18 protein-coding genes, 1 tRNA gene and 1 pseudogene are annotated in these 20427 nt (G+C 72.1%); 13 read left to right on the top strand and 7 right to left on the bottom strand.

What is annotated here, in order from left to right:
- Window positions 1–276: 276 nt before the first annotated feature.
- From rimP to D459_RS0107830, 11 genes are all read left to right on the top strand, one after another.
- Complete coding sequence (rimP, locus tag D459_RS0107880) at window positions 277–765, top strand: ribosome maturation factor RimP (RefSeq protein WP_026120172.1); 489 nt, start codon at window positions 277–279, stop codon at window positions 763–765.
- A 24-nt stretch (window positions 766–789) separates the two neighbouring features.
- On the top strand, window positions 790–1791 hold the full coding sequence (gene nusA, locus D459_RS0107875) for a transcription termination factor NusA (RefSeq protein WP_017592449.1): 1002 nt from the start codon (window positions 790–792) through the stop codon (window positions 1789–1791).
- Complete coding sequence (locus D459_RS31050; protein WP_017592448.1) at window positions 1775–2089, top strand: YlxR family protein; 315 nt, start codon at window positions 1775–1777, stop codon at window positions 2087–2089. Before nusA ends, D459_RS31050 begins: the two co-directional genes overlap by 17 nt.
- Before the next feature lie 215 nt (window positions 2090–2304).
- Window positions 2305–5304: a translation initiation factor IF-2 gene (gene infB, locus D459_RS0107865; protein ID WP_026120170.1), complete on the top strand. Its 3000-nt coding sequence runs from the start codon at window positions 2305–2307 to the stop codon at window positions 5302–5304.
- A 107-nt stretch (window positions 5305–5411) separates the two neighbouring features.
- The gene (locus tag D459_RS0107860; protein WP_017592446.1) at window positions 5412–5753 is read left to right on the top strand and encodes a DUF503 domain-containing protein; all 342 of its coding nucleotides are present in this window, start codon (window positions 5412–5414) and stop codon (window positions 5751–5753) included.
- 5 nt (window positions 5754–5758) lie between these two features.
- Entirely contained in the window at window positions 5759–6202 is a 444-nt protein-coding gene (gene rbfA, locus D459_RS0107855; RefSeq protein WP_017592445.1) for a 30S ribosome-binding factor RbfA, read from the top strand.
- Window positions 6199–7086, top strand: coding sequence for a tRNA pseudouridine(55) synthase TruB (gene truB / locus D459_RS0107850; RefSeq protein WP_017592444.1), 888 nt, complete (start codon window positions 6199–6201; stop codon window positions 7084–7086). The genes rbfA and truB overlap by 4 nt, the downstream gene beginning before the upstream one ends.
- Window positions 7087–7167: 81 nt before the next feature.
- Window positions 7168–7647: a riboflavin kinase gene (locus tag D459_RS0107845; RefSeq protein WP_017592443.1), complete on the top strand. Its 480-nt coding sequence runs from the start codon at window positions 7168–7170 to the stop codon at window positions 7645–7647.
- A gap of 266 nt (window positions 7648–7913) precedes the next feature.
- A complete protein-coding gene (rpsO, locus tag D459_RS0107840; protein ID WP_017592442.1) occupies window positions 7914–8183 on the top strand; it encodes a 30S ribosomal protein S15 in 270 nt (89 codons plus the stop codon).
- A 400-nt stretch (window positions 8184–8583) separates the two neighbouring features.
- On the top strand, window positions 8584–10914 hold the full coding sequence (locus tag D459_RS0107835; protein WP_017592441.1) for a polyribonucleotide nucleotidyltransferase: 2331 nt from the start codon (window positions 8584–8586) through the stop codon (window positions 10912–10914).
- 182 nt (window positions 10915–11096) lie between these two features.
- Complete coding sequence (locus D459_RS0107830; protein ID WP_017592440.1) at window positions 11097–12431, top strand: M16 family metallopeptidase; 1335 nt, start codon at window positions 11097–11099, stop codon at window positions 12429–12431.
- Between the two features lie 41 nt (window positions 12432–12472).
- On the opposite strand, the gene D459_RS0107825 is transcribed toward D459_RS0107830, so the two are convergent.
- The 3 genes from D459_RS0107825 to D459_RS31045 form a co-directional block, all read right to left on the bottom strand.
- A complete protein-coding gene (locus D459_RS0107825) occupies window positions 12473–12943 on the bottom strand; it encodes an Hsp20/alpha crystallin family protein (RefSeq protein ID WP_026120168.1) in 471 nt (156 codons plus the stop codon).
- Between the two features lie 13 nt (window positions 12944–12956).
- Window positions 12957–14561 carry a BCCT family transporter gene (locus D459_RS0107820; protein WP_017592438.1) on the bottom strand — a complete coding sequence of 535 codons (1605 nt, stop codon included), beginning with the start codon at window positions 14559–14561 and terminating at the stop codon, window positions 12957–12959.
- Window positions 14562–14872: 311 nt separating this feature from the next.
- Window positions 14873–16459 carry a BCCT family transporter gene (locus D459_RS31045; RefSeq protein WP_275041851.1) on the bottom strand — a complete coding sequence of 529 codons (1587 nt, stop codon included), beginning with the start codon at window positions 16457–16459 and terminating at the stop codon, window positions 14873–14875.
- Between the two features lie 207 nt (window positions 16460–16666).
- On the opposite strand from D459_RS31045, the pseudogene D459_RS36795 reads away from it, so the two are divergent.
- Window positions 16667–16840: pseudogene (locus tag D459_RS36795) on the top strand (ankyrin repeat domain-containing protein); the annotation flags it as partial.
- A gap of 140 nt (window positions 16841–16980) precedes the next feature.
- Here D459_RS36795 and D459_RS0107810 read toward each other — a convergent pair.
- The 3 genes from D459_RS0107810 to D459_RS0107800 form a co-directional block, all read right to left on the bottom strand.
- Window positions 16981–18450 carry a catalase gene (locus D459_RS0107810; protein ID WP_017592436.1) on the bottom strand — a complete coding sequence of 490 codons (1470 nt, stop codon included), beginning with the start codon at window positions 18448–18450 and terminating at the stop codon, window positions 16981–16983.
- Between the two features lie 52 nt (window positions 18451–18502).
- Window positions 18503–18922 carry a Fur family transcriptional regulator gene (locus D459_RS0107805; RefSeq protein WP_017592435.1) on the bottom strand — a complete coding sequence of 140 codons (420 nt, stop codon included), beginning with the start codon at window positions 18920–18922 and terminating at the stop codon, window positions 18503–18505.
- A gap of 95 nt (window positions 18923–19017) precedes the next feature.
- Window positions 19018–19509, bottom strand: coding sequence for a DUF2000 domain-containing protein (locus tag D459_RS0107800; protein WP_017592434.1), 492 nt, complete (start codon window positions 19507–19509; stop codon window positions 19018–19020).
- 128 nt (window positions 19510–19637) lie between these two features.
- On the opposite strand from D459_RS0107800, the gene D459_RS0107795 reads away from it, so the two are divergent.
- The gene (locus D459_RS0107795) at window positions 19638–20111 is read left to right on the top strand and encodes an Lrp/AsnC family transcriptional regulator (RefSeq protein ID WP_017592433.1); all 474 of its coding nucleotides are present in this window, start codon (window positions 19638–19640) and stop codon (window positions 20109–20111) included.
- Between the two features lie 93 nt (window positions 20112–20204).
- Here the strand turns inward: D459_RS0107795 and D459_RS0107790 are convergent.
- Window positions 20205–20280: transfer RNA gene (locus D459_RS0107790), tRNA-Arg, on the bottom strand.
- Window positions 20281–20427 lie beyond the last annotated feature (147 nt).

Here is a 20427-nt window from a genome sequence, read left to right as displayed (position 1 = left end):
CTCCTTCTCGGCTCACCGCGGGATGCCGTTCCATCTTTCCATGCACGGGCGCCCCTCCCGCGCACGCGCGGACCCGCGCGGACGCGCGAAACCCCCGTCCCTGCGGGGAAACGCGCGCCCTCCGCTGCGCGGATTGCCTGGGGAGGCCGCGATTGTGGATACCCTTGGACACGAACCGCGGTCGCAGCGACGCGCGGACGACTTTCATGCACAGCTGGACCGCCCCGGAGATCCGTCTGCGGAGCCGGGCGGAATTCCCCGGAGAGAGGAATACGGATGGGGGCGCAGGCTCGCCAGGACCGCTTGGCCGCCGTGCTTGAGCCGGTGCTGGCCGAGGCAGGCCTGGAGCTGGAGGCCGTCGAGGTCGTCCCGGCCGGCAAGCGGCGGCTGCTGCGCGTGGTGGTGGACTCCGAGAACGGGGTCGACCTGGACGCGGTCGGCGAGGTGAGCCAGCTGGTCTCGACCGCTCTGGACGCCTCCGACGCGATGGGCAAGGCCCCCTACGTCCTCGAAGTGACCTCCCCCGGCGTGGACCGGCCGCTGACCCTGCCCCGGCACTGGCGGCGCTCGCGCGGGCGGCTCGTCTCGGTCCGGCTCGCCGAAGGCGGCGAGGTCACCGGCCGGGTGCTGGACGCCGACGAGTCGGGCGTCTCCCTGAGCGTCGACGACGCGACGGTGGAGTACGGCTACGCCGACATCGCGCGGGCCAAGGTCCAGGTGGAGTTCCGCCGCCCCGCCGACGACGACACCGCCGCGGCGGACTAGAGGGGGAGCCCCGTGGATATCGATATGAGTGTCCTGCGCAGCCTGGAGCGCGAGAAGGACATCTCGGTTGACCTCGTCGTCAAGGCGATCGAGGACGCCCTGCTGATCGCCTACCACCGCCAGGAGGGCACCGAGTCCTCGGCCCGGGTCGAGCTGGACCGCACCAGCGGCCACGTCACGGTCTGGGCGAGCGAGACCGACGAGGAGACCGGCGCCGTCCGCGAGTACGACGCCACCCCGAGCGGGTTCGGCCGGATCGCCACCTCCACCGCCAAGCAGGTCATCCTGCAGCGGTTGCGCGACGCCGAGGACGAGCTGACCCTCGGCGAGTTCGCCGGCCGCGAGTACGAGATCGTCTCCGGCATCATCCAGCAGGGCAAGGACCCGCGGAACGTGCTGGTCGACCTGGGCCGGCTGGAGGCGATCCTGCCTCCGCAGGAGCAGGTCCCCGGCGAGGAGTACAACCACGGCGAGCGGCTGCGCGCCTACGTCGTGCAGGTGCGCAAGGGCCACCGCGGCCCCTCGGTCACCCTCTCCCGCACCCACCCCAACCTGGTGCGCAAGCTCTTCGAGCTGGAGGTGCCCGAGATCGCCGACGGCACCGTGGAGATCGCCGCGATCGCCCGGGAGGCCGGCCACCGCACCAAGATGGCGGTCAAGTCCAACAAGACCGGGGTCAACGCCAAGGGCGCCTGCATCGGCCCGCTGGGCAGCCGGGTCCGCAACGTGATGGCCGAGCTCAACGGGGAGAAGATCGACATCGTCGACCACTCCGACGACCCGGCCGTGTTCGTCGGCAACGCGCTGTCCCCCGCCCGGGTGAACCGGGTGGAGGTGCTGGACGCCGCGGCCAAGGTCGCCCGGGTCACCGTGCCCGACTACCAGCAGTCCCTGGCCATCGGCAAGGAGGGGCAGAACGCCCGGCTCGCCGCCCGGCTCACCGGGTGGCGGATCGACATCCGCTCCGACGCGCCCGATGGCGACGACGAGGACGGCGGCGGACGGGCCGATGCCCCGGCGCGCTAGACTCGGGGAGGCCGGAGGGCGCCCGCCGGTCCGCACCTGCATCGGGTGCCGGTCCCGGGCGGACCAGTCCGAACTGCTGCGGCTGGTCGCCGACGGCCTGCTGGTCCTCCCCGACCCGCGCCGCCGTGCGCCGGGCCGGGGCGCCTACCTCCACCCCGATCCGGAGTGCCTGCGGGCGGCCGAGAAGCGGCGGCCCTGGCCGCGCGCGTTCCGGGCGCCGGGGCGGTACGACGCCTCGCGGGTGGCGGCCTACTTCGCGGAGTCCCACGCGTTGGAGTCGGTCGCGGTCAAGGGATAGGGTTGGAATGATCCAGCCGAGAGCGCGGTTGTAACGACCGTGCGCCGGCCGGTCTTGTCGTGCCGGAAGATCCGGCGAACTGACCCATTGTTGTGTAGCGACGAGGAAGCGGGTCGAGATTGCGATGAGCGCTCGATGAGTACGCAGCGATGAGTACGTCAAGCTAGCGACGGTCCGGCACAAGCCCATGTCCCGGACCGAAGTAGAGGAGAGCAGTGGCGAAGGTCCGGGTATACGAGCTTGCCAAGGAGCTCGGAGTAGAGAGCAAGGTCGTCATGGCCAAGCTCCAGGAGTTGGGCGAATTCGTCCGATCGGCGTCCTCGACGATAGAGGCTCCGGTCGTGCGGAAGCTCACCGACGAGCTCAAGCCGGGCTCTGCGGGTAAGAAGGGCGGCTCCGGCAAGCCGTCCGCGCAGGAGTCCAAGCCGCGCGAGCGCGGCGCGTCCACGCCGGGCGGGGAGGCCAGGACGGCCCCCAAGCCCGGTCCGAAGCCGGGTCCCCGTCCCGCCCCGCGCCCCGGCGCGGCCGGCGGCGGTGCCCCCAGCGCCCCCAGCGGCAGCGCCCCCGAGGGCCCCGCGGGCGGCGCTCCCAAGCCCGGTCCGAAGCCGGGCCCCCGTCCCGCGACGCCCAAGCCGGGGCAGCCGCAGGGCGGCCGCAGCGACCGCAGTGACCGTCCCGAGCGGGGCGACCGCGGCGAGCGCTCCGAGCGCGGCCGCGGTGAGCGCGGTCCGAAGCCGGGGCCCCGCCCCGCCGGCCCGCGTCCGGGCAACAACCCGTTCTCGACCCAGGCCACCGGCATGGGCGCCAAGCCCGGACCGCGTCCGGGCGGCGGCGCTCCGCGCCCCGGTGGCGGCGCCCCGCGTCCCGGCCAGGGCGCTCCCCGTCCGGGCGGCGCGGCTCCGCGCCCCGGCGGTGGTGCCCCGCGTCCGGGCGGCGGCGCTCCCCGTCCCGGCGGCGGCGCCCCGCGTCCGCAGGCCCCGCGCCCCGGCGGCGCTCCGGGCGCCGGCGGTCCGCGGCCCAAGCCGGGCCCGCCCGCGGGCGGCGGCGCTCCGCGTCCGGGCGGTCCGCGCCCCAGCCCGATGAACATGCCGTCCTCCCGGCCGACCCCGCCCGCGGGCGCCGGCCGCGGCGGTGGCCGCCCGGGTGGCGGCGGCGGTCGTCCCGGTGGCGGCGGTGGCCGTCCGGGCGGCGGCGGCCCGCGTCCCGGCGGCGGTGGCGGCGGCTTCGGCGGCCCGCGTCCGGGCGGCTTCGGCGGCCGTCCCGGTGGCGGCGGCCGCGGCCGCGGCGGCACGGCCGGCGCCTTCGGGCGCCCGGGCGGTCCGCGCGGACGCTCCCGCAAGTCGAAGAAGGCGCGTCGTCAAGAGTTCAACGAGATGGGGGCGCCGTCCTTCGGCGGCGTGAAGATCCCCAGCGGCAACGGGCAGACCATCCGGCTGTCCCGCGGCGCCTCGCTGTCGGACTTCGGCGACAAGATCGGGGTCAACCCGGCCTCCCTGGTCCAGGTGATGATGCACCTGGGCGAGATGGTCACCGCGACCCAGTCGCTGCCCGACGAGACGCTGCAGCTGCTCGGCGAGGAGCTCAAGTACAACGTCTCCGTCGTCAGCCCGGAGGACGAGGACCGCGAGCTGCTGGAGTCCTTCTCCATCGAGTTCGGCGAGGACTCCGGCACCGACGAGGACCTGCGTCCGCGTCCGCCGGTGGTCACCGTGATGGGCCACGTCGACCACGGTAAGACGAAGCTGCTGGACACCGTCCGGAACAGCAACGTCGCCAGCGGCGAGGCCGGCGGGATCACCCAGCACATCGGCGCCTACCAGGTGTCCACCACGGTCGACGGTGAAGAGCGCAGGATCACCTTCATCGACACCCCGGGCCACGAGGCGTTCACCGCCATGCGTGCCCGCGGTGCCCAGGCCACCGACATCGCGGTGCTGGTGGTCGCGGCCGACGACGGCGTGAAGCCGCAGACGGCCGAGGCCATCGACCACGCCAAGGCGGCCGAGGTGCCGATCGTGGTCGCGGTCAACAAGATCGACGTCGAGGGCGCCGACCCGCAGCGCGTCCGGGCCCAGCTCACCGAGTACGGCCTGGTCGCCGAGGAGTACGGCGGCGACGTGCAGTTCGTCGACATCTCCGCGCTCCGCGGGCAGAACATCGACGCCCTGCTGGAGTCGATCGTGCTGACCTCCGACGCGGCGCTGGACCTGCGCGCCAACCCGTACATGGAGGCCCAGGGCCTCGCGATCGAGGCCTACCTCGACCGCGGCCGCGGCTCCATGGCCACGGTCCTGGTGCAGCGGGGCACGCTCAACGTCGGCGACTCGATCGTCTGCGGCGACGCCTACGGCCGTGTCCGCGCCATGCTCGACGAGCACGGCGAGAACGTGGAGCACGCCGAGCCGTCCCGGCCGGTGCAGGTGCTGGGCCTGACCAACGTGCCCAGCGCCGGCGACAACTTCCTGGTCGTCAAGGACGACCGGGTCGCCCGCCAGATCGCCAACCAGCGCGAGGCGCGCGAGCGCTTCGCCCAGCAGGCGAAGGCGGCGCGCCGGGTCACCCTGGACAACTGGCAGAAGACCCTGGAGGAGGGGGAGCGCACCGAGCTCGCCCTGCTCATCAAGGGCGACATGTCCGGTTCCGTGGAGGCCCTGGAGGAGTCGCTGCTCAAGATCGACGCGGGCGGCGACGAGGTCGGCATCCGCATCGTCGGCCGCGGCGTCGGCGCGATCACGCAGAACGACATCAACCTGGCGGCGACGTCCGAGGCCATCATCATCGGCTTCAACGTCCGGCCGGAGGGCAAGAACAGCGAGCTCGCCGACCGGATGGGCGTCGACATCCGCTACTACTCGGTCATCTACCAGGCGATCGAGGAGGTCGAGGCGGCGGTCAAGGGCCTGCTCAAGCCGATCTACGAAGAGGTCCAGCTGGGCACCGCGGAGATCCGGGAGATCTTCAAGGTCCCGAAGATCGGCAACGTGGCGGGTTCGATCGTCCGCAGCGGCATCGTCCGGCGCAACGCCAAGGCGCGGCTCATCCGCGACGGGGTGGTCGTCTCCGACAACCTCACCGTGGAGTCCCTGCGCCGGTTCAAGGACGACGCCACCGAGGTCCGCGAGGGCTACGAGTGCGGTATCGGCCTCGGCCACAACGACCTGCGCCTCGAGGACATCATCGAGACCTACGAGATGCAGGAGAAGCCGCGCGACTGACGCGGTGGCAGGAAGCCAGGCAGTACCCCGGGGGTCCGGCCGCACGGCCGGGCCCCCGGGCTCCCCGGATCCTTTCCCCGGCCCGCCGCTCCGTCATGCGGCACACGATGACATCCAGACCAAGCAACGGCCGCCGCACCGCGCGGAGCGGCGCCTACATCGGGTCGCTGACCCTGGACATCCTGCTCGGCGACGTCCGGTCGCTGAAGCAGAAGCGCTCGGTGGTGCGCCCGATCGTCGCCGAACTCCAGCGGAGGTTCTCCGTCTCCGTCGCGGAGACGGGGGAGCACGACCTCTACCGCAGGGCCGAGATCGGCGTCGCGGTGGTGGCCTCCACGGCGGCCCACTGCACCGAGGTGCTCGACACCTGCGAGCGGCTGGTGGCGGGGCGGCCCGAGATCGAGCTGCTCTCCGCCAGGCGGCGGCTCTTCAGCCCAGAGGAAGATTGAGGACCATGGTCGACGCCGCACGAGCGCGCAAGCTCGCCGACCGCATCCAGCGCATCGTCGCGGAGATGCTGGAGCGCCGGATCAAGGACCCCCGCCTGGGGTTCGTGACCGTCACCGACGCCCGGCTCACCAACGACCTGCGCGAGGCGACCGTCTACTACACCGTCTTCGGCACCGACGAGGAGAAGGCCGGCACCGCGGCCGCCCTGGAGAGCGCCAAGGGCGTGATCCGCTCCGAGGTCGGCCGGCAGACCGGGCTCCGGCACACCCCGAGCCTCGCCTTCGAGCGGGACGAGGTGCAGGACAACGCCCAGCACATCGAGGAGCTGCTCGCCGAGGCGCGCAAGTCCGACGCGGAGGTGGCGCGCGCCGCGGCCGGGGCGACCCACGCCGGGGACGCCGACCCCTACAAGACCTCGCGCGACGAGGACGAAGAGGGCGCGGAGTGACCCGGGCCCCCGGCCCCGACGGCGTCCTGGTCGTGGACAAGCCGGCCGACTGGACCTCGCACGACGTCGTCGCGCGGGTCCGCCGGCTGGCCGGCACCCGCAAGGTGGGCCACGCCGGGACGCTCGACCCGATGGCCACCGGGGTGCTGGTGCTCGGCCTCGGCCGGGCCACCCGGCTGCTGGGCCACCTCACCCTGACCGAGAAGGCCTACGAGGGCACCATCCGGCTCGGGGAGACCACCGACACCGACGACGCCCAGGGCTCCCGCACCGGCCGCGCCGACGCGTCCGGTGTCGCGGAGGCCGCGCTGCTGGCCGGCGCCGCCGCGCTGACCGGGGAGATCGAGCAGGTCCCCCCGCAGGTGAGCGCGATCAAGGTGAACGGCAAGCGGGCCTACAAGTCCGCCCGGGAGGGCGAGGCGGTCGAGCTCAAGGCGCGCCCGGTCACCGTCTCGGAGTTCACCGTGCTGGAGATCCGGCGCGGGGAGGAGACGGTCGACCTCGACGTGCGGGTGGTCTGCTCCAGCGGCACCTACATCCGGTCGCTCGCCCGGGACCTGGGCGCCGCGCTGGGGGTGGGCGGCCACCTCACCGCGCTGCGCCGCACCCGGGTCGGCCCCTACGGCATCGAGCAGGCCGCCACCCTGGAGCGGCTGGCCGAGGAGTTCACCGCGCTGCCGCTCTCCCAGGCGGTGGCGGCGGCGTTCCCGGTGCGGGTGCTGGACGCCGAGGAGGCGCGCAAGGTCGCCCACGGCGGCCGGATCGCGGCGGGCAGCCTGGGGCCGGGCCCGATCGGGCTGTTCGCGCCGGACGGCTCGGTGGTGGCGCTGGCCGAGGAGAAGGCCGGGCAGAGCAGGCCGATCGTGGTGTTCGCGGGCGGATGAGCGCGCGGACCGCGCGGCGGAGCGTCCCGGGAGCCGGGGCGCGGTCGGAGGAGTTCGGTCGCGGACCGGAGGGAGTTCGACGTGCAGGATGAGGCCGGGGCGGACGGCGGCGTCCGCGGGCTGATCGAAGAGGGCCGGGTGGAAGAGGCCGCGGCGGCCCTGGGCCGCCCGCACCGGGTGGAGGGCGTCGTGGTGCACGGCGCCGCCCGCGGCCGGGAGCTGCTCGGGTTCCCCACCGCCAACCTGGACGTGGTGCACGGCACCGCGGTGCCGGCCGACGGCGTCTACGCCGGCCGACTGCTGCTCACCGACCCGCCGCAGGACGGCGGGGAGCAGAGCTGGCCCGCGGCGGTCTCGGTGGGCACCAACCCCACCTTCGACGGCGTTCACCGCACCGTCGAGGCCTACGCCCTGGACCGGGACGACCTGGAGCTCTACGGCCGCAAGATGGCGGTGGAGTTCGTGCACCGGATCCGCGGCCAGCGCCGGTTCGCCGACGTCGCGGAGCTCATCGACGCGATGACCGAGGACGTCGCCCGGGCGCGCGAGCTGATGGCCTGACCGGCCGGCGCCGGCCGCCGCCCGGGCCCGGGCGGCGGGAATGTGGGTTAGACTCGGTCAGGTGACGGGGCTGATCAGCCCTGCCCTTCCCGCGCCGGCGACGGCGCCGGAGGGCCGCCGGGTCCGGACGCCGAGGCGCCGACCGCGGCCGGACCACCCGCAGACGGTGACTGCTCGTACGCGCGGTCGCCGCGGCTGCGCGCCGCCCCGGCTCCGCCGGGAGCGGCTCCGCGAGAACGCGTACCGAACACAAGAGAAGGAGCGACGTGTCGATCGACGCCGCCACCAAGCAGAAGATCATCGCCGAGTACAGCACCGGCGACGGTGACACCGGGTCGCCGGACGTGCAGATCGCACTGCTGACGCACCGCATCACCGAGCTCACCGAGCACCTCAAGACGCACCAGCACGACCACCACAGCCGCCGCGGCCTGCTGCTGATGGTCGGCCGGCGCCGCCGCCTTCTCAAGTACGTGCAGAAGAAGGACATCAACCGCTACCGCGAGCTGATCCAGCGCCTGGGTCTGCGCCGCTAGCGGAGGGAGGGGAGCGGTTCCGGCCGCTCCCCTTTTCTCGATGCGGACGGATTCCACTGGTGTGGATCTATCGCGTCCCACCGTGGCCAGGCAGTATGGTCCACAGTGGAGCCCGGTCGAAAGGCCGGGCGAAGAACAGATCAGACGAAGACGGACGGAGCGCTCCCGCGCTCTGCACCTCGGCCGCCGTGTCGGGGCCGGTCCTCGGTAGTGGTCTGCGGCCCGCCCCCCGGGGTGTGCCGCGGGCTTCGATCGATGGCCGGCGTTCGCGGACCGGGCCGCGCCGGGCGATGCCCGGTCGGCGGTCGGGGAACGAATCTCGGCGGCGGACAGGAGGGCCCCGCCGGGGCCGGACGCGGGGCCTGCGCACCCGTCTTCCGCAGTCATGAGGAGGACGCCCATGGAGGGCGCGTATTCCGCCGAGGCCGTGATCGACAACGGCCGCTTCGGCACCCGTACCATCCGCTTCGAGACGGGCCGGATGGCCCGCCAGGCCGCCGGCTCCGCCGTGGCCTACCTCGACGACGAGACGATGGTCCTCTCCGCGACCACCGCCTCCAAGCGGCCCAAGGAGAACCTGGACTTCTTCCCGCTCACCGTCGACGTCGAGGAGCGGATGTACGCCGCCGGGCGCATCCCCGGCTCGTTCTTCCGCCGCGAGGGGCGCCCGTCCGAGGACGCCATCCTCACCTGCCGCCTCATCGACCGGCCGCTGCGCCCCTCGTTCAAGCACGGGCTGCGCAACGAGATCCAGGTCGTGGAGACCGTGATGGCGCTCCACCCCGACCACCTCTACGACGTGGTCGCGATCAACGCCGCCTCGATGTCCACCCAGCTGGCGGGCCTGCCGTTCTCCGGCCCGATCGGTGGCGTGCGCGTCGCCCTGATCGAGGGCCAGTGGGTCGCGTTCCCGACCCACAGCGAGCTGGAGGACGCCACCTTCGACATGGTGGTGGCCGGCCGCGAGCTGGAGGACGGCGACGTCGCGATCATGATGGTCGAGGCGGAGTCCACCCCGAACACGCTCAAGCTGGTCTCCGACGGCGCCGTCGGCCCGACGGAGCAGACCGTGGCCGAGGGCCTGGAGGCGGCCAAGCCGTTCATCCGGGTGCTCTGCCGCGCCCAGCGGGCCCTGGCCGACCAGGCCGCCAAGCCCACCGGCGAGTTCCCGATCTTCCTCGACTACGAGGACGACGCCTACGAGGCGGTCAAGGCCGCGGTGGGCGCCCCGCTGGCCGAGGCGCTGACCATCGCCGACAAGCAGGACCGCGAGGCCCGGCTGGACGAGGTCAAGGCCGAGGCCGCGGAGAAGCTCGCCGAGGACTTCGAGGGGCGCGAGAAGGAGGTCGGCGCCGCCTTCAAGTCGCTGACCAAGCAGCTCATGCGCGAGCGGGTGCTGCGGGACAAGGTCCGCATCGACGGCCGCGGCCCGAAGGACATCCGCCAGCTCTCCGCCGACGTCGGCGTGGTGCCGCGGGTGCACGGCTCGGCGCTGTTCGAGCGGGGCGAGACCCAGATCCTGGGCATCACCACGCTGAACATGCTCCGCATGGAGCAGACGGTCGACACGCTCAACCCCGAGCGGACCAAGCGCTACATGCACAACTACAACTTCCCGCCGTACTCCACCGGTGAGACCGGCCGGGTCGGCTCGCCCAAGCGCCGCGAGATCGGCCACGGCGCCCTGGCCGAGCGGGCCCTGATCCCGGTGCTGCCCGCCCGCGAGGAGTTCCCCTACGCGATCCGCCAGGTCTCCGAGGCCCTCGGGTCCAACGGGTCCACCTCGATGGGCTCGGTCTGCGCCTCCACCATGTCGCTGATGGCCGCGGGCGTGCCGCTCAAGGAGATGGTCGCCGGCATCGCGATGGGCCTGATCAGCGAGGGCGGCGACTACGTCACGCTGACCGACATCCTCGGCGCCGAGGACGCCTTCGGCGACATGGACTTCAAGGTCGCCGGCACCCGGGAGCTCATCACCGCGCTGCAGCTGGACACCAAGCTCGACGGCATTCCCGCCGAGCAGCTGGCCAACGCGCTGCAGCAGGCCCGCGGGGCCCGCCTGGCCATCCTGGACGTGATGGCCGAGGCCATCGAGCGCCCGGCGGAGATGAGCCCGAACGCGCCGCGGATCCTCACCGTGAAGATCCCGGTGGACAAGATCGGCGAGGTCATCGGCCCCAAGGGCAAGATGATCAACTCCATCCAGGAGGACACCGGCGCCGACATCACCATCGAGGACGACGGCACCATCTACATCGGTGCCACCGACGGCCCGTCCGCCGAGGCCGCCCGGGACACGATCAACTCGATCGCCAACCCGACCATGCCCGAGGTCGGCGACCGCTACCTCGGCACCGTGGTGAAGACGACCGCGTTCGGCGCGTTCGTCTCGCTGCTGCCGGGCAAGGACGGCCTGCTGCACATCTCGCAGATCCGCAAGCTCCACGGCGGCCAGCGGATCGAGAACCTCGACGACGTGGTCAGCATCGGCGAGAAGATCCAGGTCGAGATCCGCGAGGTGGACGACCGCGGGAAGCTCTCCCTGGTCCCGGTCGAGGTCGTCGAGGCCGAGGCCGCCGCCAAGGAGGCCAAGGAGGAGAAGGACTCCGGCTCCGAGGAGGCCGCGGCGGAGAAGAAGCCCGCCGGCGACGCCGCCGAGGACGGCGAGGGCGGCTCCGCGCCGCGCCGGCGCCGCCGCAGCCGCGGCACGCGCAGCAGCGAGAACACCTGATCCTCGTTCGCCTGAACCGGGGCGGCCGCATCCTCCGGGGTGCGGCCGCCCCGCGTTTTCCGCACAGAGCGGCGGACGGCCTCGCGCCGGTGCCGCCGCAGCCGGTAGAACGGGGTACGGGGCGCGCCTCCCCGGCAAGGGCCCGCACCGGGCCGACCCAGACGATCATGAGAAGGATGGAATTGAGCTCTCCCGCCACCGCCGCCGAGCAGGAGCCCGGCACCACGGTCACCCTGCTGGAACCGGGCGAAGGGTCCGGCCTGGTCCGCCGGACGGTGCTCCCCGGCGGCCTGCGCGTGGTCACCGAGGAGGTCCCCGGGCTGCGCTCGGCGGCCTTCGGCATCTCCGCCACCACCGGCTCCCGGGACGAGGACGACGCGCACGCCGGCGCCGCGCACTTCCTGGAGCACCTGCTGTTCAAGGGCACCGCGACCCGCGGCGCGCTGGAGATCTCCGCGGCGCTGGACGCGGTGGGCGCCGACCACAACGCCTACACCACCAAGGAGCAGACCAGCTACTACGCCAAGGTCCTGGACCGGGACCTGCCGCTGGCGGTGGACGTGGTCGGCGACATGGTGGCGCACTCGGTCCTGGACCCGGGGGAGGTGGAGACCGAGCGCGGCGTGATCCTGGAGGAGATCGCGATGTACGAGGACGAGCCGGCCGACCTGGTCGACGACGTCTTCGCCGCGCACGTCTTCGCCGGCTCCGCGCTGGGCCGGCCCATCCTGGGCACCAACGAGACCATCGGGCGGATCTCCCGGGACCGGATCGCCGAGCAGTACCGCGCGGCCTACCGGCCGGCCGAGCTGATCGTCGCCGCCGCCGGCAACCTCGACCACGACCGGGTGGTCCAGGGGGTCCGGGAGTCCTTCGCCGACGTGCTGGCCGAGGCCGGCGACGAGCGGCCCGCCGCGCCGCGGATCGGCGGCGCCCCGGTCCGGGTGCACCCCGGGACCGCGCTGCTCTCCCGGGAGACCGAGCAGGCCCACCTGATCCTGGGCTGCGAGGGGGTGTCGCGCACCGACCCGCGCTGGTACGCGCTGCGGGTGCTCTGCTCGGCCCTGGGCGGCGGCATGTCCTCCCGGCTCTTCCAGGAGGTGCGGGAGAAGCGCGGCCTGGCCTACGCGGTCCAGGCGTACCACAGCGGCTACGCCGACACCGGGCTGTTCCAGATCTACGCGGGCTGCCTGCCGGAGAAGACCGACGAGGTCCTCGGGGTGTGCCGGGACGAGCTGGCCAAGGCCGCCTCCTCCGGCCTCACCGGGGAGGAGGTCGACCGGGCCAAGGGCCAGATCAAGGGGTCGTGGGTGCTGGGCAGCGAGGGCAGCAGCTCCCGGATGGGGCGGCTGGCCGCCCACGAGCTCGGCCACCCGAAGCACTTCTCGCTCGACGAGGACCTGGCGCTGTTCGACGCGGTGACCCCGGACGACGTCGCCGCGGTGGCCGAGGAGGTCCTCGGCCGACCGCAGGCGCTCGCCGTCGTCGGGCCCTATGAGCAGGGCCGGGTCTTCTGAACCGCGGAAGGCGCCGCTGAGGCGTCAGGGACGCCGGGCGGTCAGGGGCGCGGCCGCTTCCGGCGCTTGATCGCGATGAGCTTCGGCCGCTGGATGTCGGCCGCGCCCTTCACGGTGAGCTCCAGCAGCCCCTCGTCGAAGGAGGCCTCGATGTCCTCCTCTTCGACCCCCTCGGGGAGGGTGATCTCCCGGCGGAACGCACCCCGGTAGCGCTCGGCGGCGTAGTACACCACGTCGCCGGGCTCCGCGGGGCGCTCCCCGGCGATGGTGAGGTAGCCGTGCGAGAAGGTGACCTCGACGTCCTCCGGGGCGATCCCGGGCAGCTCGCTCCGGATCACCAGGTCGGCACCGCGGGCGAAGATGTCGGTGGTGGGGCTCCAGGCATCGGAGTAGCCGCGCGGGGTGGCGCCGCCGGTCTCCAGGTTCGCCATGGTGTCCGAGATGCGGTTCATCTCGCTCATCATGTCCAGCACCCCGCGGAACGGGTTGCCGCGGTGCTTCTTGGGCGGCATGCTCGCCATCACCTCACTTTCCCTCGTCGGGGTCGGGGGTCTCCTCTGCGGAGGACTCCGCCTCTTCGTTCCGGCCGACCGGGATCCGGTCGCCCCGTTCGACGGCCTCCTTGGAGCCGGCGCGGACCACCGGGGCGGTCCCCGTCCGCTCCGCGGCCAGCGCCTTCAGCAGCCCGGCGGCGATGAAGAGCAGGACGATCGCGAACGGGAGCCCGGTGGAGACCGCCGCCGCCTGCAGTGCCGTCAGCGCCGCCGATCCGCCGATGACCAGCAGGACGATGGTGATCACGCCCTCCATGCTGGCCCAGAAGATGCGCTGGGCGCGGACCGGGTGCGGGTCGCCGCCGTTGGTCAGCATGTCCACCACCAGCGAGCCGGAGTCGGAGGAGGTGATGAAGAAGATGGCGACCACGAGGATGGTCAGCAGCGCCACCAGCTGCAGCACCGCGGTGGGCAGCGGGAAGGAGTCGATCAGGGCGAAGGTGGCCGCGCCCTCGTTGTCCACCCCGGAGATGGCGCCCCCGGTGGCCTCGTCGTAGAACATGCCGGTGCCGCCGAACACGCCGAACCAGATGACGCTGACCCCGAGCGGGGCGAACAGGCTGGCCGCGATGAACTCGCGGACGGTGCGGCCGTAGGAGATCCGGGCCAGGAACATGCCCACGAACGGGGACCAGGAGATCCACCAGCCCCAGTAGAAGATGGACCAGCCCTCGGAGAAGGCCTTGGCGTCCGGGTCGCCCTGCGGGGAGAAGAAGCTCAGGCTCATCTGCACGATGTTCTGCAGGTACTCGCCCAGCCCGGTGGACATCATGCTGATCATGAACAGCTTCGGGCCGAGCAGGAACATCACCAGCAGGAGCACCGCGGCCATCCACATGTTGGTCACGGCCAGGCGCCGGATGCCCTTGTCGACGCCGGCGACGACACTGGTCACCGCGATCGCGGTGATCACGCAGATGATGGCGATCTGCATGAGCTGGCCGTCGGGGAGGCCGAACACGTGGTTCAGGCCGTAGCTGATCTGCTGCGTGCCCAGGCCGAGCGAGGTGGCCAGGCCGAACAGGGTGCCGAACACGGCCAGGATGTCGATCAGGTTGCCGATCCAGCCGTGGATCCGGTCCCCGATCAGCGGGTAGAGCGCCGAGGCGGGGCGCATCGGCAGGCCCTTGCGGAAGCAGAAGTAGCCCAGCGCGAGCCCGAGCACGATGTAGATCGCCCACGGGTGCAGGCCCCAGTGGAACAGGGTGTACTGCATCGCGGTGGTCTGCGGGTCGCCGGAGGCGGTGATGAACGGGTCGTGCATGTGCAGCGAGGGCTCGTACACCCCGTAGAACACCAGGCCGATGCCCATGCCGGCGGTGAACAGCATGGCGAACCAGGCGACGGTGGTGAACTCCGGCCGGGACGAGTCGGGGCCCAGGCGGATCGAGCCGAACCGGCTGAACAGCAGCCAGATCGACAGCACCAGGAAGACCGTGGTGGAGAAGACGTAGATCCAGCCGAAGTTCTGCCCGATCCCGTCGCGCACCGCGACGGTGATCTCGCCGAGCCGCTCGGGTACGGCGATGCCCACCGCGATGAAGGCCAGGACCACGGCGCCCGCGATGAAGAACACCGGGGGGTTGGTGTGCTCGCGGAGATAGGACGTTAAACGAGAGATGGTTACCCCTCCTCAGGAATCCGGCGGGCCGCTCCCCGGACGCGCGTACGGCCGGGACGGAGCGGAATCCGCCGCTGAGAAGTACGGGGTCGACCGCGCTGTCCGGATCAGGGCTTCCGGATATCCGGTTGTGAATCGGTGGGTTGTCGTGCAATGGGCTTCGGGCGGCCGTTCGGCTCCGCCATAAGAAGCCTAGGAGTGCGGAACAGGCCGGGTACACAGAGTGCGGCCATCGGTTATGGCATTTTGATGTGTTCGATGGGGGATCATTGCCGTCGCCGCGGCGCGTCCGGCGGCCCGGAGGGGTCGGTGCGCATCGTCCGCGGGCGCCGCGGCTCCGGGGAGCCCTCCGCGGCGTCCGCGCCGTCCCGCCGCACGGCGGTCACCAGGCTCACCGCCATCAGCACCAGCACCGCGCAGAACGGCAGCGCGGCGCAGACCGCGGCGGCTTCGAGCGCCTGCACCGCCGCGTCGCCGCCGGCGACCAGCAGCACGACGGCGATCAGCCCGATCAGCGAGGACCAGAAGACCCGCTGCAGCCGGACCGGGTGCGGGTCGCCGCCGTTGGTGAGCATGTCCACCACCAGGGAGGCCGAGTCGGCCGAGGTGATGTAGAACGCGGCCAGCACGATGATGGCGAACACGACGAGCGCCGCGTAGGCGGGCTCGGGGAGCCCGAGGGCGTGCAGCAGCCCGAAGAGGGCCGCCCCGGGGCCGCCGGCCGCGGGGGCGCCGTCCTGGAGGCGGTGGAAGATGCCGGCGCCGCCGAACACGCCGAACCAGAGGACGGAGATCGTCAGCGGGGCGAACAGGCAGGCCGCGATGAACTCGCGGACGGTGCGGCCGTAGGAGATCCGGGCCAGGAACATGCCGACGAACGGCGACCAGGAGACCCACCAGCCCCAGTAGAACAGGGTCCACCGGCTGGAGAACTCCTGCGCCTGCGGGTCGGTGCCGGGCGGCACGAAGGTCAGGCTCATCTCCACGATGTTCTGCAGGTACTCGCCCAGGCCGCTGACCGCGGCGCCGACCATGAAGAGCCTGGGGCCGAGCGCGGCGGTCACCGCGAGCAGGGCGCCCGCCGTCCAAAGGGTGAGCACGGCCATCCGGCGGATGCCCCGGTCCAGCCCGGCCAGCACGCTGGCCACGGCGACCGCGGTCACCGCGGCGATGATCAGCAGGTGCAGCGCGGCGCCGTCGTGCAGTCCGAAGGCGCCGGACAGCCCGCTGCCGATCTGGCGGGTGCCCAGGCCGAGCGAGGTGGCGATGCCGACCAGGGTGGTGAACACGGCCAGGATGTCGATCAGGTTGCCGATCCAGCCGTTGATCCGGTCGCCGATCAGCGGGTAGAGCGCGGAGGCCGGGCGCATCGGCAGGCCCTTGCGGAAGCAGAAGTAGCCCAGGGCCAGGCCCGGCACGACGTAGATCGCCCACGGGTGCAGGCCCCAGTGGAACAGGGTGTAGCGCATCGCGGTGGTCGCGGGCTCGCCCGACTCGGAGACGAACGGGTCGCCGGTGTGCATGACCGGCTCGTACACGCCGTAGGTGACCAGGCCGATGCCCATTCCGGCGGTGAAGATCATCGCGATCCAGGAGGGGAACCCGAATTCGGGCCGGGCGCTGTCCGGCCCGAGCCGCAGCCGCCCGAACCGGCTCATCATCAGCCACAGCGCCAGCCCGAGGAAAAGCGCCGCGGACAGCACGTAGAACCAGCCGAAATGGGTTCCGATCGCGGAGCGGAGCGAGAGGGCGGCGGCTTTGAAGCGCTCCGGTTCGACCACCCCGACGATGCAGAAAACGAGGACCAGCGCCCCGGAGGCGAAGAAGACCGAAGGGTTGGTGTGCCTGCGGATATGGTCTCTGATGCGAGAGATGGGGCTTCCCTCCTCGGATTCCCGGCGCCCCCCGCACCGGAACCGCCGCCGGCGGCCCGTCCGGTGCCGAATTGCATTCCGGTGCCCGCGCTTTCCGGTCCGGACTCCACGGATCATAGACCGCGCACCCCCTTCTCCGCATGCGCTGCGGATCCCGCGGACCTCCCGGCGGCGGCGCCCGGGGCGGGGGCCGACGTGGACCTGCGCAGCGACCGGGACCGGTCGCCGGTGGCCGGGGCGCTGTTCAAGGGCGAGGGCGCCGTGGCGGCCGCGCCGGTCGAGGGCGGCGCGGACCTGGACGCGGGCGCGCCCGGCGCCCGGGCCGCCGCCGGAATGTTCGGGCAGGCCGGGCTCCTCCCCCCGAAGGACGACCGACCGGCGGGCCGGGGCCGCAGGGGCGCAGGGCCGGGAAACGCAGCGGGCCGGCGTGGTCGGGAAGACCACGCCGGCCCTTTCACGTGCGTCGGTGCCGGTCTAACGGCACCTCACGCCGGACCTTCTCAGAGGTTGCCGGCCTTGAGGGCCTCGATGGCCTTGCGCACGCCCTCGCCGTAGGCCGGGTCGGCCTTGGTGCAGTTGCCGATGTGCCGCTCGATGGTGGCCTCGGAGGCACCGTCGATCGCCCGCGCGGTGTTGGCGAACAGCCGCTGCTGCTCCTCCGTGCTCATCTGGCGGAACAGGTCGCCGGGCTGCTGGAAGTAGTTGTCGTCGTCCTCGCGGTAGTCGAACCGGTCGGCGCTGGCGCCCACGCTCAGCGCGGGCTCGGCGTAGGCCGGCTGCTCCTTCCAGCGGCCGTAGGAGTTCGGCTCGATGCCGGGGACGCTGCCCTGGTTGCCGTCCACGCGCATGGTGCCGTCGCGGTGGTAGGTGTTGACCAGCTTGGCGCCGCGCGGGTAGTTCACCGGGATCTGGTGGTGGTTGACGCCCAGGCGGTAGCGGGCGGCGTCACCGTAGGAGAACAGGCGGCCCTGGAGCATGCGGTCGGGGGAGACGCTCACACCGGGGATCAGGTTCGCCGGGGTGAAGGCGGCCTGCTCCACGTCGGCGAAGTAGTTCTCCGGGTTGCGGTTGAGCTCGAACTCGCCGACCTCGATGAGCGGGTAGTCCTTCTTGGACCAGACCTTGGTCAGGTCGAAGGGGTGGAAGCGGTAGTTCTCCGCGTCGGCCTCGGGCATGACCTGGACGTAGAAGGTCCACTTGGGGTTGTCGCCGCGCTCGATGGCCTCGTAGAGGTCGCGCTGGGCCGACTCGCGGTCGGCGGCGATGACCTCGGCGGACTCCTGGTCCGTGAGGTTCTTGATGCCCTGCTGGGTGCGGAAGTGGAACTTGACCCAGAAGCGCTCGCCCTCGGCGTTGATGAACGAGAAGGTGTGCGAGCCGAAGCCGTGCATGTGGCGGTAGCTCGCGGGGATGCCGCGGTCCGACATGACGATGGTGACCTGGTGCAGGGCCTCGGGCAGGTTGGTCCAGAAGTCCCAGTTGTTCTCGGCCGACCGCATGTTGGTGCGGGGGTCGCGCTTGACGGCGCGGTTGAGGTCGGGGAACTTCAGCGGGTCGCGGAAGAAGAAGACCGGGGTGTTGTTGCCGACGATGTCCCAGTTGCCCTCTTCGGTGAAGAAGCGCAGCGCGAACCCGCGGATGTCGCGCTCGGCGTCGGCCGCACCGCGCTCACCGGCGACGGTGGAGAACCGGGCGAAGACCTCGGTCTCCTTGCCGACCTCGGAGAAGAGCGCGGCCCGGGTGTAGCGGGTGATGTCCTGGGTGACCTTGAAGGTGCCCCAGGCGCCCGAGCCCTTGGCGTGCATGCGCCGCTCGGGGATGACCTCGCGGTCGAAGTGCGCGAGCTTCTCGAGGAACCACAGGTCCTGCAGGAGCATCGGGCCGCGCGGGCCGGCGGTGAGGCTGTTCTGGTTGTCGGCGACGGGAGCACCGTTGGCTGTGGTGAGCGGGTTCGTGTTGTCGTGCGACATGGATTCCTGTTCCTTGGGAGAAGACTTCAGCACCGCGGACGGCACTGGCGTGTCAGGCCTCTTGACACGCAGGGCACATGCCCCAGTAGGTGACCTCGACCTCGTCGATGGCGAAGCCGTGGTCGTCCGAGCCCTCGAGGCAGGGGGCCGACCCCGTGGCGCAGTCCACGTCCGAGATCGTGCCGCAGCTGCGGCAGATCACGTGGTGGTGGTTGTCGCCCACGCGCCGCTCGTAGCGCGCCGGCGACCCTTCCGGCTCGATGCGCCGCAGGAGCCCCGCCTCGGTCAGGGCCTTGAGGACGTCGTACACCGCTTGGGTGGACACCGCACCGAGTCGGGTACGGGCCAGCCGGAGAACGGTGGAGGCGTCGGAGTGCGGATGGGCTCCGACGGCCTCCAGTACCGCGACCCGGGGCCCGGTCACACGAAGCGAAGCCGCGCGGAGGTCGGCTTCGGTGTCGGTCTGGTGCATGGGGCCCAGTAAAGCACTTTTTCTTGAGTTGTTCCAATCTTGGGGTCGTACCGGTGAAGCCGCCGGTCAAGCCCGCGCCGCCCCGGTGCGCCCCATCAGGCCAGCAGCGGGAGGCGGCCGGTGAGCTTGGCGACCTTGTTGCGCGGGCCGAGCAGGCTGATCCCCTGGTACTCGATCTCCTCGGTGCCGATCTCGGCCAGCGCCTCCACATAGCGGGTGTAGACGTTGGCCGCCTGGGCCGAGCGGGGCATGTCCACGACGTGCACCCCGGACTTCGCCCGCGCCTTGTCGCGCACGGCGCGCAGCGTGGCGGGGTCGGCGCCGAGCACGCTGCACCCGGTCCAGGGCAGCCCCGGGTGGTCCGCGCCGGAGGCGTCCTCGGCCCCCGGGCCGATGATCCCGGGGAGCTCCTTGCCGACGGCGGCGGCCAGGCAGCCCGCGGTGTTGGCGATCAGGCCGGGACCCAGCGCCGGGTCGATGACCATCACCCACTTGACCCGGGCCTCCCGGGTGGACAGGTCGGGGCGGATGTCCTCCGGCGCGAGCTCGAAGCGGGCCGGGGCGGTCGCGGTGAGGCGGTCGGGCATGGTGGTCCCCTCTGCGGTGCGAAGACGGAAGATCGACGAACATCCTGTGTCGGATCGGCATGACGCTAGATGAACATGCGCCATGATGAAAGCAGAGGCGAACGAAGTTCGGCAGAGAGGCGGTTTCGATGGACTTGGACGAACTCGACCGGCTGATCCTGCGGGAGTTGCAGAAGGATGCTCGGCAGACCAACCGCGACCTCGCCGCCGCGGCGGGCGTCGCCCCCTCCACGTCGCTGGAGCGGGTGCGGGCGCTGCGGGAGAAGGGCGTCATCCGCGGCTACCGCGCCGACGTCGACCTCGGGCGGCTGGGGCGCTCGGTCCAGGCGATGATCTCGGTCCGGATCCGGCCGCCCTCCCGCCGCAACATCGAGGGCTTCCGGGAATGGGTGTCGCGGCTGCCCGAGACCGTGGGGCTGTTCGTCACATCGGGGCGGCAGGACTTCCTGCTGCACGTCGCGGTGGCCGACACGGACGGCCTGTACGCCTTCGTCATCGACCGGCTGACCCAGCGCCCCGAGGTCGCCGACGTCGAGACCAGCGTGGTCTACGAGCACCGCAGGGCCCCGGCGGTGGAACCGGTCCGCCCCGAGCCCCGGTGACGTCCCCGGCCGGAGGCCGGGCGGCGGGAGCGGCGGACTGCGGCCCCTAAGACGAAGGCGCCTTACCCGGAGAGGTAAAGCGCCTGGTCGAGCTGGTGCACCCGGCAGGATTCGAACCTGCGGCCGTCGGATTAGAAGTCCGGTGCTCTATCCACTGAGCTACGGGTGCGCGTTTCAATTGTGGCCTGCCGCGGGGGTCTGCGTTGCAGGGGCGGCGGGGTCCACGGGAGGGCCTCCGGCCCGGGCGGTGCCGGGGTCCCCGCAGTCTTGCGGGGACATCTTACGGTATTCGGGCGATGGGCCCCAAGGATGGGCA

Source organism: Nocardiopsis potens DSM 45234 (assembly GCF_000341105.1).
In the GTDB taxonomy this organism is placed as follows: domain Bacteria; phylum Actinomycetota; class Actinomycetes; order Streptosporangiales; family Streptosporangiaceae; genus Nocardiopsis_A; species Nocardiopsis_A potens.
This window is presented reverse-complemented; position numbering and strand designations above follow the sequence as displayed.

Coding starts and splice junctions, on each gene's coding strand:
- rimP (WP_026120172.1), top strand. CDS start 277: ATGGGGGCGCAGGCTCGCCAGGACCGCTTGGCCGCCGTGCTTGAGCCG.
- nusA (WP_017592449.1), top strand. CDS start 790: ATGAGTGTCCTGCGCAGCCTGGAGCGCGAGAAGGACATCTCGGTTGAC.
- D459_RS31050 (WP_017592448.1), top strand. CDS start 1,775: ATGCCCCGGCGCGCTAGACTCGGGGAGGCCGGAGGGCGCCCGCCGGTC.
- D459_RS0107860 (WP_017592446.1), top strand. CDS start 5,412: ATGACATCCAGACCAAGCAACGGCCGCCGCACCGCGCGGAGCGGCGCC.
- rbfA (WP_017592445.1), top strand. CDS start 5,759: ATGGTCGACGCCGCACGAGCGCGCAAGCTCGCCGACCGCATCCAGCGC.
- D459_RS0107835 (WP_017592441.1), top strand. CDS start 8,584: ATGGAGGGCGCGTATTCCGCCGAGGCCGTGATCGACAACGGCCGCTTC.
- D459_RS0107825 (WP_026120168.1), bottom strand. CDS start 12,943: ATGCCGCCCAAGAAGCACCGCGGCAACCCGTTCCGCGGGGTGCTGGAC.
- D459_RS0107810 (WP_017592436.1), bottom strand. CDS start 18,450: ATGTCGCACGACAACACGAACCCGCTCACCACAGCCAACGGTGCTCCC.
- D459_RS0107805 (WP_017592435.1), bottom strand. CDS start 18,922: ATGCACCAGACCGACACCGAAGCCGACCTCCGCGCGGCTTCGCTTCGT.
- D459_RS0107800 (WP_017592434.1), bottom strand. CDS start 19,509: ATGCCCGACCGCCTCACCGCGACCGCCCCGGCCCGCTTCGAGCTCGCG.
- D459_RS0107795 (WP_017592433.1), top strand. CDS start 19,638: ATGGACTTGGACGAACTCGACCGGCTGATCCTGCGGGAGTTGCAGAAG.